General features: G+C 62.7%; 12 protein-coding genes. 10 read left to right on the top strand and 2 right to left on the bottom strand.

Annotation, left to right across the window (positions count from 1 at the left end):
* Nucleotides 1-15 precede the first annotated feature (15 nt).
* A complete protein-coding gene (gene rutR / locus AC070A_RS04670; RefSeq protein ID WP_057249052.1) occupies nt 16-669 on the bottom strand; it encodes an HTH-type transcriptional regulator RutR in 654 nt (217 codons plus the stop codon).
* A 283-nt stretch (nt 670-952) separates the two neighbouring features.
* On the opposite strand from rutR, the gene AC070A_RS04675 reads away from it, so the two are divergent.
* On the top strand, nt 953-2,203 hold the full coding sequence (locus AC070A_RS04675) for a Zn-dependent hydrolase (RefSeq protein WP_093234882.1): 1,251 nt from the start codon (nt 953-955) through the stop codon (nt 2,201-2,203).
* An 82-nt stretch (nt 2,204-2,285) separates the two neighbouring features.
* A complete protein-coding gene (hydA, locus tag AC070A_RS04680; RefSeq protein WP_112994633.1) occupies nt 2,286-3,740 on the top strand; it encodes a dihydropyrimidinase in 1,455 nt (484 codons plus the stop codon).
* 93 nt (nt 3,741-3,833) lie between these two features.
* Here hydA and AC070A_RS04685 read toward each other — a convergent pair whose 3' ends face one another.
* On the bottom strand, nt 3,834-4,247 hold the full coding sequence (locus AC070A_RS04685) for a cupin domain-containing protein (protein ID WP_058326453.1): 414 nt from the start codon (nt 4,245-4,247) through the stop codon (nt 3,834-3,836).
* 121 nt (nt 4,248-4,368) lie between these two features.
* Between AC070A_RS04685 and AC070A_RS04690 the strand changes: the two genes are divergently transcribed.
* From AC070A_RS04690 to AC070A_RS04725, 8 genes are all read left to right on the top strand, one after another.
* Entirely contained in the window at nt 4,369-5,160 is a 792-nt protein-coding gene (locus tag AC070A_RS04690) for an ABC transporter ATP-binding protein (protein ID WP_057249048.1), read from the top strand.
* Nucleotides 5,150-5,614 (top strand): GNAT family N-acetyltransferase, encoded by a 465-nt coding sequence (locus AC070A_RS04695; RefSeq protein ID WP_057249047.1) that lies wholly within the window; start codon nt 5,150-5,152, stop codon nt 5,612-5,614. Before AC070A_RS04690 ends, AC070A_RS04695 begins: the two co-directional genes overlap by 11 nt.
* Nucleotides 5,611-5,946: a hypothetical protein gene (locus AC070A_RS04700; protein ID WP_058326455.1), complete on the top strand. Its 336-nt coding sequence runs from the start codon at nt 5,611-5,613 to the stop codon at nt 5,944-5,946. Before AC070A_RS04695 ends, AC070A_RS04700 begins: the two co-directional genes overlap by 4 nt.
* Nucleotides 5,947-5,948: 2 nt before the next feature.
* Nucleotides 5,949-6,833, top strand: coding sequence for an ABC transporter permease (locus AC070A_RS04705; RefSeq protein WP_112994634.1), 885 nt, complete (start codon nt 5,949-5,951; stop codon nt 6,831-6,833).
* Nucleotides 6,830-7,699 (top strand): ABC transporter permease, encoded by an 870-nt coding sequence (locus AC070A_RS04710; protein ID WP_057249044.1) that lies wholly within the window; start codon nt 6,830-6,832, stop codon nt 7,697-7,699. The genes AC070A_RS04705 and AC070A_RS04710 overlap by 4 nt, the downstream gene beginning before the upstream one ends.
* Nucleotides 7,700-7,798: 99 nt before the next feature.
* Nucleotides 7,799-8,791, top strand: a complete 993-nt coding sequence (locus tag AC070A_RS04715) for an ABC transporter substrate-binding protein (protein ID WP_057249043.1) — start codon at nt 7,799-7,801, stop codon at nt 8,789-8,791.
* 516 nt (nt 8,792-9,307) lie between these two features.
* Nucleotides 9,308-10,495, top strand: a complete 1,188-nt coding sequence (locus AC070A_RS04720) for an efflux RND transporter periplasmic adaptor subunit (RefSeq protein ID WP_057249127.1) — start codon at nt 9,308-9,310, stop codon at nt 10,493-10,495.
* A gap of 14 nt (nt 10,496-10,509) precedes the next feature.
* The gene (locus AC070A_RS04725) at nt 10,510-13,827 is read left to right on the top strand and encodes an efflux RND transporter permease subunit (RefSeq protein ID WP_112994635.1); all 3,318 of its coding nucleotides are present in this window, start codon (nt 10,510-10,512) and stop codon (nt 13,825-13,827) included.
* The last annotated feature ends 120 nt before the right edge of the window (nt 13,828-13,947 follow it).

The raw sequence follows: 13,947 nt of genomic DNA on the forward strand, positions 1-13,947 counted from the left end.
AGATGTGCGGGCGGCTCAGGCCGCCGGCTGCTCGCTGACCTGCAGCCCGTCGACAAAGAGCCGCTCCAAAAAGCGCGCTGCGTCTTCGAACCGTCCCTCCCCGGCATTGCCCTGGCCAAGCACGGCGCGTACCTGCACGTCGAAGTCGGCATAATGCTGGGTCGTTGACCAGATCGCAAAGATCAGGTGGTAGGGGTCGCATTTGGCGATCTTGCCGGCTTTCGCCCAGGCGCGGATCACCTCCGCCTTCTCGTCGACCAGCGCCTTCAACGGCCCCTTGAGCTCGTCCTCGATATGCGGAGCACCCTGCAGCACCTCGTTGGCGAAGAGCCGGCTTTCGCGCGGATAGTCGCGGGCCATTTCGAGCTTGCGCCGGATGTAGCTGCGGATCTCGGCGACCGGATTTCCCTCGGCATTGAACTCGCGCAGGGGATCGAGCCAGGTATCGAGCACCCGGTCGATCAGCGCCCGGTGCATCGCTTCCTTCGTGCGGAAATAATAAAGCAAATTGGGCTTCGACATGCCCGCCACTTCGGCGATCTGGTCGACGGTCGCGCCGCGGAAACCATTGGCGGAGAAGACTTCAAGCGCCGCTTCCAGAATGCGCTCTTCTTTCTCTTCCTGGATGCGTGTCCGCCTCTGGGTCCTGGCCGCTCTCGGTAGTACCATCTGTCCCCCTGGCGATCCCCGCGCGCCTCGCCGCGCAAGAACCGATCTGCCCAATTTCCGGCCTCGCCATCTTCTTGGGCAACAACTTCGTTTTTTTGCTTTTCCGGCTTGAGTGCCGCAATGGAAGTTGTAATGTTTACCAACCGGTCAAATTATCAGCCAGTTCACCGCCAAAGGCAACGGCTGATCGAAGGGCACCAGAAAAAACCAAGCCTGGATTTGACCAAGGGAACATAAGGGCGCGCCGATTGAGGCAAGGCCCTGAAAAGATGAGGAGACCGCCGTGGCTGCACCTGGCGAGAACATGCGTGTCAATGCCGACCGCCTGTGGGATTCACTTATGGAAATGGCCAAGATCGGCCCTGGCGTTGCTGGCGGCAATAACCGGCAGACATTGACCGACGCGGACGCCGAAGGGCGCCGGTTGTTCGAGTCCTGGTGCGAGACGGCCGGCCTCACCATGGGCGTCGATAGTATGGGCAACATGTTCTTCACACGCGCCGGCACCGACCCGGACGCTCTGCCCGTCTATGTCGGTTCGCATCTCGACACCCAGCCGACCGGCGGCAAGTTCGACGGTGTGTTGGGCGTGCTCTCCGGCCTCGAAGTCATTCGCTCGATGAACGACCTCGGCATCAAGACCAAGCACCCGGTCGTCGTTACCAACTGGACGAACGAGGAAGGCGCACGCTTCGCGCCGGCCATGCTCGCCTCCGGCGTCTTTGCCGGCGTGCACAGCCAGGACTTCGCCTATGGCCGCAAGGATCCGGAAGGAAAGACCTTCGGCGATGAATTGAAACGCATCGGCTGGGTCGGCGACGAAGAGGTAGGCGCCCGCAGGATGCATGCCTATTTCGAATATCATATCGAGCAGGGCCCGATCCTCGAAGCCGAGGGGAAGGACATCGGCGTCGTCACCCACTGTCAGGGCCTCTGGTGGCTGGAGTTCACGCTGACGGGACGCGAAGCCCATACCGGCTCGACGCCGATGAACATGCGCGTCAATGCCGGCCTCGCCATGGCCCGCATCATGGAAATGGTCCAGAGTGTTGCCATGGTGAACCAGCCGGGTGCCGTCGGTGGCGTCGGCCAGGTGGTCTTCTCCCCCAATTCCCGCAACGTTCTGCCGGGCAAGGTGGTCTTCACCGTTGATATCCGCTCGCCCGACAAGGAGAAGCTCGATCGCATGCGCGCCAGGATCGAGGCCGAAGCGCCAAAGATCACCGAGCCGCTCGGCGTCGGCTGTTCCATCGAGGCGATCGGCCACTTCGAACCGGTGACCTTCGACCCGAAACTGGTTACCGCCGTGCGCGATGCCGCCGAACGGCTCGGCTACAGCCACATGAACATCATCTCGGGCGCCGGCCACGACGCCTGCTGGGCCGCCAAGGTGGCGCCGACGACGATGATCATGTGCCCTTGCGTCGGTGGCCTCAGCCACAACGAGGCGGAGGATATCTCCAAGGAGTGGGCCAGCGCCGGCGCCGACGTCCTCTTCCACGCCGTCGTCGAAACGGCTGAAATCGTCGAATGAGTTTGCGGGCGGGACGAAAGTTCCGCCCTTTTTCGTGGCGGCCGTGTGGGCGCCGGAAGCGCAATCGCGAGGATCAAGTACCATGAGCACTGTCATCAAGGGTGGAACCATCGTCACGGCCGACCTGACCTACAAGGCGGACGTCAAGATCGAGGGCGGCAGGATCGTCGAGATCGGCCCCAATCTTTCCGGTGACGAGACGCTGGATGCGAGCGGCTGTTTCATCATGCCGGGCGGCATCGACCCGCACACCCATCTCGAAATGCCCTTCATGGGCACCTATTCCTCGGACGATTTCGAAAGCGGCACGCGTGCGGCACTTGCCGGCGGCACGACCATGGTGGTCGATTTCGCGCTGCCCTCCCCCAACCAGTCGCTGCTCGAAGCGCTCACCATGTGGGACAACAAGTCTACCCGCGCCAACTGCGACTATTCCTTCCACATGGCGATCACCTGGTGGAGCGAGCAGGTCTTCAACGAGATGGAGACCATCGTTAAGGACAAGGGCATCAACACCTTCAAGCACTTCATGGCCTATAAGGGCGCGCTGATGGTCGACGACGACGAGATGTTCTCGTCCTTCCAGCGCTGCGCAGCCCTCGGCGCGCTGCCGCTCGTGCACGCGGAAAACGGCGATGTCGTCGCCCAGCTCCAGGCGAAGCTGCTTGCCGAAGGCAACAACGGTCCGGAGGCACACGCCTATTCGCGGCCGGCCGAAGTCGAGGGCGAAGCAACCAACCGCGCGATCATGATCGCCGACATGGCCGGCTGCCCGGTCTATATCGTGCACACCTCCTGCGAGCAGGCGCATGAGGCGATCCGCCGGGCCCGCGCCAAGGGCATGCGCGTCTTCGGCGAGCCGCTGATCCAGCATCTGACGCTGGATGAAACCGAATATTTCAACAAGGACTGGGACCATGCGGCCCGCCGCGTGATGTCGCCACCCTTCCGCAACAAGCTGCATCAGGACTCACTCTGGGCCGGTCTCGCCTCGGGCTCGCTGCAGGTGGTCGCGACCGACCATTGCGCCTTTACAAGCGAACAGAAACGCTCCGGCCTCGGCGACTTCACCAAGATCCCCAACGGCACCGGCGGTCTCGAAGACCGCATGCCGATGCTCTGGACCCATGGCGTCAACACCGGCCGCATCACCATGAACGAGTTCGTGGCGGTCACCTCGACCAACATCGCCAAGATCCTCAACATCTACCCGAAGAAGGGCGCGATCCTCGTCGGCGCCGATGCCGACCTGATCGTCTGGGACCCGAAGCGCACCAAGACCATCTCGGCCAAGAACCAGCAGTCGGCGATCGACTACAACGTCTTCGAGGGCAAGGAGGTGAAGGGCCTGCCACGCTACACGCTGACCCGCGGCGTCGTCGCGATCGAGGAAAGCACGATCAAGACCCGCGAAGGCCACGGCGAATTCGTCCGCCGCGATCCGTTCCCGGCCGTCAGCTCCGCTCTTTCTACCTGGAAGGAAGTCACGGCACCGCGCGCCGTCCAGCGCACCGGCATTCCGGCGACCGGCGTCTGAGGCCTCATGTTTCGCGGCTTGCACGTCTTCGCGCCGCTCTGTCCCACCGGACATGCCCTGCCAGATCGGCGGGGCACTTCGGCGCGGGTGGCGTCAGGCAGGCACGAGCGCGTCGAGCTCGGGCAGAAGCATGACGCTTTCCAATTGCTTCGGGTCCGTGCGCGCAATGACGGCCGAACAGGGCTCATTCGAACGGTTCTCCGGCAGGTGTGGCATGCCGGCGGGGATATAGACCATGTCACCGGCCCGGGCGACGACGTGTTCCTCCAGCTTCTCGCCAAACCAGGTCCAGGCCTCGCCCGAAAGCACATAGATCGCCGTCTCGTGGCTCTCGTGCAGATGCGCCTTGGCGCGCGCGCCGGGCGGGATCGTGACGATATGCATGCTGAGGCCAGTCGCACCTACGGTCTCCGCCGCAATGCCCTCGAAATAGTTGAGCCCCTGCTGGCCGGCCTGCACGCCTTCAGGACGAACCACGCGACAGCCCGGATTGGATGATCGAGACATGACTGTTCTCCAGAATTCCCTGAAAAACCAGCAACAAACGGCTCCGCACCCAAATCCGCGATTGCATGTTGCCGGTCCGGATAGCAGTCTGACACAGACCAGCCAGAATGAGTATTCGCCGATGACGTCCAATACCGCATCCGTGGTTTCGGCCCGGGACCTCTGCCTGACTTTCGAAACCGCCGATGGACCGGTCCATGCGCTGACCGGCGTCAATCTGGACGTCGCCAAGGGTGACTTCGTTTCCTTCATCGGCCCGTCCGGCTGCGGCAAAACGACGTTTCTCAGAGTGATCGCCGATCTCGAAAAGGCGAGCTCCGGCAAGATCAGCGTCAACGGCATGACGCCCGAGGAAGCGCGCAAGCAGCGCGCCTATGGCTACGTGTTCCAGGCGGCAGCGCTTTATCCCTGGCGCACGATCGAGAACAACATCGCCCTGCCGCTGGAGATCATGGGCTATTCGAGGGAAGAGAAGAAGGCGCGCATCGAGCGCACGCTCGACCTCGTCAACCTCACGGGCTTCGGCAAGAAATATCCCTGGCAGCTCTCTGGCGGCATGCAGCAGCGCGCCTCGATCGCCCGTGCACTCGCCTTCGATGCCGATCTGCTTTTGATGGACGAACCCTTCGGCGCACTCGACGAGATCGTCCGCGATCACCTCAACGAACAGCTGTTGAAGCTCTGGGCCCGCACCAACAAGACGATCTGTTTCGTTACCCACTCGATCCCCGAGGCCGTCTACCTCTCAACCAAGATCGTGGTGATGAGCCCGCGTCCCGGCCGCGTCACCGACGTCATCGAATCGACGCTGCCGCGCGAACGCCCGCTCGGCATTCGCGAGACGCCGGAATTCTTGGAGATTGCCCATCGCGTTCGCGAGGGCCTGCGCGCGGGACACAGCTATGACGAATAGTGCCGTGATCCGCCCGGCCGAACGGACCGACATGGCCGCCTGCGCCGGCATCCTCAACCGCTGGATCGACGCAACACCGTGGATGCCGCGCGTGCACGATCATGCCGACGTCGAGCGCTACTACGCCGACACGGTGTTTGCCGAACGCAGGGTGATCGTGGCGGAGCGGAAGAACGACGTCGCCGGCTTCCTTGCGCTTTCCGACGACCGCTACGTCACGGCGCTCTACATCGACGCGCCTCACCGCGGCACCGGCATCGGCTCGCAGCTCGTGCAGGCCGCCAAGGACTTGTCTCCGGAAGAACTCAATCTCTGGACCTTCGAACACAATCGTGACGCCCAGCGCTTCTACCAGCACCAGGGCTTCGAAGTCGTGCGGCGCACGGACGGCGACAACGAAGAGAAGCTGCCGGATATCCACTATCGCTGGCAGGCCAAGGAGATGCAGGCATGAACCTCGCCTTTGGCCTCTGGATGCTCTTGGCAACGACGATCTTTCTCGGCGGCGCGACCGCCTCGCGCGCCTATGTTTCGAATAATCACCTCGGTATGCTCGTCCTCGCGCTTGGGCTCTACGTCATCGGCAACATCATCATGGTGAAGCTGATGCGCGAAGGTGGCCTCGGCCTCGCAATTTCGCTTTCGGCGATCGTACAGCTCGTGCTCGTCAACATCATCGCCTTTGCGGTCTTTGGTGAACGGTTGAGCCTCACACAGGCCGCCGGTGTCCTTCTCGGCATCGTCGCCATGGGTCTGATGTTGTTGCCCGCAAGCGGAAAGGCGTGACAATGCAGGAACCAAGCTTCCTCAGGGACAAGTTGCTGCCGGTCGGCACCGTCATCGTGCTGCTGATCGCGCTCTGGTACGTCGCAGTCGTCTTCCTGAACGCGCCCTTCGAGCGCGACACGGCCGCGCGTGCCGGCACCGAAATCACCTTCTCCGAGATCATGCGCAACACCATGGCGCAGGAACGCCCGGTGCTGCCGGCGCCGCACCAGGTGATCGCCGAGATCTGGGACACGACATTCAACAAGGCAATCACGTCGAAACGCAGCCTCGTCTACCACGCCTGGATCACGCTTTCGGCGACCCTGCTCGGCTTCGGCATCGGTGCAGCACTCGGTATCCTGCTCGCGGTCGGCATCGTGCACAACCGCGCCATGGATCGTTCGCTGATGCCGTGGGTGATCGCCAGCCAGACGATCCCGATCCTCGCCATCGCGCCGATGATCATCGTCGTCTTGAACGCCATCGGCATCTCGGGCCTGCTGCCGAAGGCGCTGATTTCCACTTACCTTTCCTTCTTCCCCGTCGTCGTCGGCATGGTGAAGGGGCTACGTAGTCCGGAAACGATCCAGCTCGATCTGATGCACACTTATTACGCCTCATCGGCACAGACCTTCTGGAAGCTGCGCTGGCCGTCGTCCATGCCCTATCTCTTCACCTCGCTGAAGGTTGCCGTTGCCATCTCGCTGGTCGGCGCGATCGTTGGCGAGCTGCCGACCGGTGCTGTCGCCGGCCTCGGCGCCCGCCTGCTCGCCGGTTCCTATTACGGCCAGACGGTGCAGATCTGGGCGGCCCTCTTCATGGCGGCAGCACTCGCCGCTGTCCTCGTCATGATCGTCGGCTTTGCCCACACCGCCGTCCTGAAGCGCATGGGAGCCAAGCCATGAACCTGCCAGTCCTTGCAGCAGCGATCATCTTCTGGCTCGCCGCCTGGGCCTTCAACGAGTGGCTGGTGCGCCAAAAATTCCAAAGCGACGTCGCCAACAGCGCCGCACGATTTGCCGTGCCCTTGCTCTTCGGCATCACCATCCTGGTTCTCTGGGAAGGCATCGTTCGCGGCTTCTCCGTGCCGTCCGTGCTACTGCCGGCACCCTCCATGATCTGGCAGAAGCTGATCAATTCGCTGCCGACGCTTGGCGCCGACTTCCGCCAGACCTTCCTGAAGGCGGTGCTGATTGGCTACGCGCTCGGCTGCGGCCTCGGCTTTGCCGTCGCGATCCTCATCGACCGCTCGCCGTTCCTGCAGAAGGGCCTCTTGCCGCTCGGCAACTTCGTCTCGGCCCTCCCCGTCATCGGCGTCGCGCCGATCATGGTCATGTGGTTCGGCTTCGACTGGCAGTCGAAGGTCGCGGTCGTCGTCATCATGACCTTCTTCCCGATGCTGGTGAACACGGTCGCCGGCCTTGCCGCCGCCAGCCACATGGAGCGCGACCTGATGCGCACCTATGCGGCGTCCTGGTGGCAGACGCTCGTCAAGCTGCGCCTGCCGGCCGCCTGGCCGTTCATCTTCACCGCGCTGAAGATCAATTCGACACTGGCGCTGATCGGCGCCATCGTCGCCGAGTTCTTCGGAACCCCCATCGTCGGCATGGGGTTCCGGATTTCCACGGAAGTGGGACGCATGAATGTCGACATGGTCTGGGCCGAGATCGCCGTCGCGGCGGTCGCAGGCTCCGCCTTCTACGGGGTGGTCGCGCTCATCGAGCGCGCTGTCACCTTCTGGCATCCTTCCATCCGCGGAGGGCGCGCCTGACGCATACTGCCTGAGCAATTCCAGAAAAAGTGTGAAACGGTTTTCGGTCCGGAATTGCGCAGTTGAAAGAAAATGAAACAAAAACAAGAGGGAACTGACATGAACAAAAGACTTGCATCGCTTCTCGCCGCAGGCGTCTTTTCGCTGGCAGCGTTCCAGGCTGAGGCCGCCGAGAAGGTGACACTGCAGCTGAAATGGGTGACCCAGGCGCAATTTGCCGGCTACTACGTCGCCAAGGACAAGGGCTATTACGAGGAGGAAGGTCTCGACGTCGACATCAAGCCCGGCGGTCCTGATATCGCACCGGCACAGGTGATCGCCGGCGGCGGCGCCGATGTGATCGTCGACTGGATGCCCTCTGCCCTTGCCACCCGCGAAAAGGGTGTCGCGCTCGTCAACATCGCCCAGCCCTTCAAGAAATCGGGCATGATGCTGACCTGCCTCAAGGAAACCGGCGTCACCAGCCCCGACAAGTTCAAGGGCCAGACCCTCGGCGTCTGGTTCTTCGGCAACGAGTATCCGTTCCTCTCCTGGATGGCGCATCTGAAGATCCCGACGGATGGCGGCCCGAACGGCGTCACGGTCCTGAAACAGGGCTTCAACGTCGACCCGCTGATCCAGAAGCAGGCCGCCTGCATCTCGACCATGACCTATAACGAATACTGGCAGGTCATCGACGCCGGCATCAAGCCGGACGACCTCGTTACCTTCAAATACGAGGACCAGGGCGTGGCGACGCTCGAAGACGGCCTCTACGTGCTTGAAGACAAGCTCAAGGACGCCGCCTTCAAGGAAAAGATGGTCAAGTTCGTGCGCGCCTCGATGAAAGGCTGGAAATTCGCGGAAGAGAACCCGGATGAAGCCGCAGGCATCGTGCTCGAAAACGACTCCACCGGCGCCCAGACGGAAAAACACCAGAAGCGCATGATGGGCGAAGTGGCCAAGCTCACGGCCGGCTCGAACGGCGCGCTGGATGAGGCCGACTACAAGCGCACGGTGCAATCGCTGCTCGCGGGCGGCTCCGATCCCGTGATCTCCAAGGAGCCGGAAGGCGCCTGGACGCACGAGATCACCGATGCCGCACTGAAGTAGACATCGCCAAATCGTCAGAAGAGGGTCGCACGATCGTGCGGCCCTCTTCCGTTTTCTCGGCGGCCGTTCGCATCCGCCAAATTGCTGCCGGGTACGAGGCGTGGGGGTGGTAACCCTGGAAGCAACGGCGCTACCCTTGCTTGCCATTGTCAAGATCGTGTCAAGATCGCAACCATAACCGCAGAACAGGTCGAATATTGAGGCACCATCGCTTCATGCGCACTTGTAAGCGTCGAAGGCCGAGATTACATAGGCCCCGATGTTTGTTGGAGGCAGGCATGGTGGAGGGCACCCTTTTCCCGATGTTTTGCCTGCGGTAACCGGTCCCAGTTCCGCCCGCGTCTACGGTCTGATACCGTGCACGCGGAGCGCGAAATGAGGAAAGCGCAGTCTCCTGTCCCCGCGCAATCCGCCGGGGCGAGATGTCGGCGTGATAAAATCGCCTGATTGCCCGTGGATCCTGCATCGAGCGGTGATCCGCTCGATGTTGTTTCCATTGCCGGGACTGTGAAGCCGATGGCTCTAAAAGTACTGCCCGTTCTCAGCGTGTGCGCTGCGATGACCTTTGGTTCGCTTTCGTCCGTCTGGGCGGAGGAAGCGACGCAACCGAAGCCGACGCAAAACCTCCCCTCCATCGTTGTCACCACAGCGGTCGACCAATCGATCAGCGACCGCGTCGTTGCGACCGGCACCATCCAGGCGGTCGAGCAGGTCTACGTCGCCCCCATGGTCGAGGGCCTTTCCATCCGGACACTCAATGTCGATGTCGGCGACAAGGTCGAAGCCGGCAGCGTGCTCGTGGTCCTGAACGACGACGCCCTTCGCCTGCAAAAAAGCGAACTCCAAGCGTCGCTTGCCAAGGCGGAGGCCGGGCTTGCTCAACTGAACGCACAGCTCAGCGAAACCAGGGCGAACGCTGACGAGGCCAAACGCGTCAGCGACCGCGCTGCGGGACTTTCGAAGAACGGCACGGTTTCGACGGCTGAGGCCGACCGGGTGCGGGCGCTCGCGATTGCGACGCAGGCACGCGTCCTTTCGGCGGAGCAGGCCGTCGCCGTCGCCAATGCCGACATCAAGGTGGCCGAAGCGCAGATCGACGACATCGACCTTCGCCTCGCTCGTACCGAGGTAAAGGCGCCCGTCGCCGGCGTCATCTCCGCCAAGAACGCCAAGGTCGGCGCGATCGCCACCGGCAATAGCGAACCGCTCTTCGCCATGATCCGCGATGGCGCGATCGAGATGAAGGCAGATGTTGCCGAAGCCGACATCATCAAGCTCGCCGTGGGCCAGCCGGCAACCGTGACGCTCGCCGGCGGCAACACCAAGGTCGAGGGCACCATCCGCCTGATCGCCCCGACCGTCGATCCCGTCAGCCGCCTCGGAACCGTCTTCATCAACCTGGCGGATACCGAGAAGGCACGCGCCGGCATGTATGCAAGCGCGCTGATCACCGCCCAACAGAAGCAGACAGTGGTCCTGCCGCAAACGGCCGTTACCAATGAGAATGGCCGCACGATCGTCCGCAAGGTCGAAAACGGCGTCATCCGCATCCTGCCAGTCAAGACAGGGATTTCCGACGGCAAGTTCATCGAAGTCCTCGAAGGCTTGAAGGCTGGCGAGGAAGTGGTGGCGAGGGCCGGAGCCTATGTCCGCGACGGCGACCGCATCAACCCCGTCAAGTCCGCTGAACCAGCGACCAACTGACAGGAACCGTGACCATGAACTTCTCAGCCTGGTCCATACGCAATCCGATCGCACCGATCCTTGCCTTCGTCGTTCTGATGGTGCTCGGCTATCAGTCCTTCGTATCGCTGCCGATCACCCGTTTCCCCAACATCGATGTGCCGATCGTCTCGATCAACGTGACGCAGAGCGGCGCATCGCCGGCCGAGCTTGAAACGCAGGTCACCAAGGAAATCGAGGACGCGGTCGCGAGCGTCACCGGCGTCGACCATATCCAGTCGACGATCAATGACGGCACGTCGACGACCGCCGTCATCTTCCGCATGGAAGTGCCGACGACCCAGGCGGTGCAGGACGTCAAGGACGCGATCGACCGCATCCGCAGCGATCTCCCCACCTCGATCGAGGAGCCGATCGTCTCCAAGGTCGACGTCGAGGGCCAGGCGATCCAGACCTTCTCCGTCTCCGCCCCCGGCATGTCGCTGGAAGAACTCTCCTGGTTCGTGGATGACGTCATCAAGCGCGAGATCCAGGGCAAGAAGGGCATCGGCCGCGTCGACCGCTATGGTGGCGCCGACCGCGAGGTTCGCGTCGAGCTCAACGAAGACAAGCTGAATTCGCTCGGCATCACCGCCGCCGACGTCAACGGCCAGCTCCGCCGCATGAACATGGACCTCGGCTCCGGCCGCGGCCAGGTCGGCGGCAGCGAGCAGGCTATCCGTACCCTCGGCGACACCCGCAACGTCGACCAGCTCGCCAACACGATGATCTCGGTGCCGAGCGGTCGCTTCGTGCGCCTCTCTGATCTCGGCACAGTCACCGACACCTATGAGGAGCCACGCTCCTTCTCGCGCTTCAACGGCAATCCCGGCGTGACCTTTGCGGTCTTCCGCGCCAAGGGTGCCAGCGAAGTGAGCGTCGCGGAGACCGTCGCCAAATCGCTCGAAAAGATCCGTGCTGCCAATCCCGATGTCACCATCGAGATGGTCGACGATTCCGTCTACTTCACCTACGGCAACTACGAGGCAGCGCTGCACACGCTGATGGAGGGCGCACTGCTCGCCGTCATCGTCGTCATGCTGTTCCTGCGCAATTGGCGCGCCACGCTGATCTCGGCCGTGGCGCTGCCGCTCTCGGCGATCCCGACCTTCTGGATCATGGACCTGCTCGGCTTCTCGCTGAACCTCGTCAGCTTCCTCGCGATGACGCTCGCAACCGGTATCCTCGTCGACGACGCGATCGTCGAGATCGAGAACATCGAGCGGCACATCCACATGGGCAAATCGCCCTATCGCGCCGCGATCGAGGCGGCGGATGAGATCGGTCTGGCGGTTATCGCGACGACCTTCACGATCATCGCGGTCTTCGTGCCTGTGTCCTTCATGCCGGGCATTCCGGGCCAGTACTTCATCCAGTTCGGTCTGACGGTTGCCGTTGCGGTGTTCTTCTCGCTGCTCGTCGCCCGCCTGATCACGCCGGTCATGGCGGCCTACCTGATGCGCCCCGCGGACGCAGGCAGCGGTCACCACGACGAAGACGGCTTCATGATGCGCAACTACACGCGTCTCGTGCGCGCCACGACGCACTACTGGTACACGCGCTACCTGACGCTGCTTGCCGCGATCGCCTTCTCCGTTGGGTCGGTATTCGCGCTGATCCTCTATGTGCCCGGCAGTTTCCTGCCGCCGGAAGACGCCTCGCGCGTCAGCCTGTCGATCGAGCTGCCGCCGGACGCCATGCTCGAGGACACCGACCGCACGACCACGGAGATCTACAACCGGGTCAAGAATATCGAAGGGGTTGATAACATATTCGTCCTTGGCGGCGCTTCGCCGAAGGGCGACCTGGAATTGCGCCGCGCGACCGTGACGGTACTTCTGAAAAAGCTCGACCATTCGCTCGTAAACAAGATCGTCAACGACGTCATCGGCCGCACGCCACTGATCGGCCCCTACCTACCGAAGATGGCCCCCGCTGGTCGCATCATCCCGCAGTCGCAGATCGAGAAGGAAATCTTTGCCCGCGTCCGCGACATACCGGATGTACGGGTCATCAAGCTCAACGACCGCGGCGAGCGCGACCTCGCGTTCAACCTGCTCTCCAACAACGAGGCCGATCTCGACCAGGCGGTTGCGACGCTCGAAGGCAAGCTGCGAAGCGATCCGTTGCTGGCCAATGTCAGCCCGGACGGTGCGCTGCCTCGCCCGGAGCTACAGATCCGTCCGCGTGACGAGCAGATGTCGCGCCTCGGCATCACCACGGCGCAGATCTCCGAGGTCATCCGTGTCGCTACGATCGGCGATATCGACGCGGCGCTGACGAAGATCGCGCTCGACGGCCGCCTGATCCCGATCCGCGTGCAGATCAACCGCGACTTCCGCACGGATATCGCCGCGATCCGCAACCTGAAGATCACTATGGCGTCAGGTGCAACGGTACCGTTGTCGAGCGTTGCCGACATCAACTATTCGGAAGGTCCGAGCTCGATCAAGCGGTACGATCGCAACCGCGTCGTGACGCTTGGTGCGGACCTGCCGGTCGGCGTCGCACTGAATACCGCCTCGGACCGCTTCAAAGAGATCGCCGGCCAGGCCGGTTTGCCGAAGTCCGTCGAGTTCCTCGAAAGCGGTGACGCTGAGGTTCAGGCGGAGATGCAGCAGAGCTTCGGCAACGCCATGCTGCTTGGCCTCATGCTGGTGCTCGTGGTGCTGATCCTGCTGTTCAAGGATGTGATCCAGCCGTTCACCATCCTGTTCTCGCTGCCACTCGCGATCGGCGGCGTTGCTGCGGCGCTGATCCTGACGCAGAACGCGCTGTCGATGCCGGTTCTGATCGGCATCCTGATGCTGATGGGTATCGTCACCAAGAACGCGATCCTGCTCGTCGATTTCGGCATTGAGATGATGCACCACGGCATGGACCGCCAGATGGCCATGATCGAGGCCGGCCGCAAACGCGCCCGTCCGATCATCATGACCTCGATCGCCATGTCGGCGGGCATGCTGCCCTCCGCGCTTGGCGTCGGCGAAGGCGGCTCGTTCCGCGCGCCGATGGCGACCGCCGTGATCGGTGGCATCATCGTTTCGACGGTGCTGAGCCTGGTGATCGTGCCGTCGTTCTTCCTGATCATGGACGACCTCTCGCGGCTGCTCGCCCGCCTCTTCGGGCGGTTCGTCGGCCAGAAGGACGAAGAGAACCTTCCGCTCGACCGCGAAGCCCTGACGGGTCTGGTGCATGAGCAGAGCAAGACGATCGAAGGCCTGGAAGACCGGCTGAAGACGCTGGAATCGGACCAGAGCAAGGGACGACCCGGCGGCAAGGTCATCAACCATCCGGCGCTCGCCGCCGAATAGGCCAGGTCCGAAGTGGCGCTTCGCCCGGAACTGTCACGATCCAGGAAGGAGCCCGCGCCCTGCAAGCGCGGGCTTTTTGTCATTCTTATTTGATCGAGGTCAAACCACCTTCCGCCAAGC

The sequence above is a fragment of the Ensifer sp. GW101-20A05 genome (genome assembly GCF_059424735.1).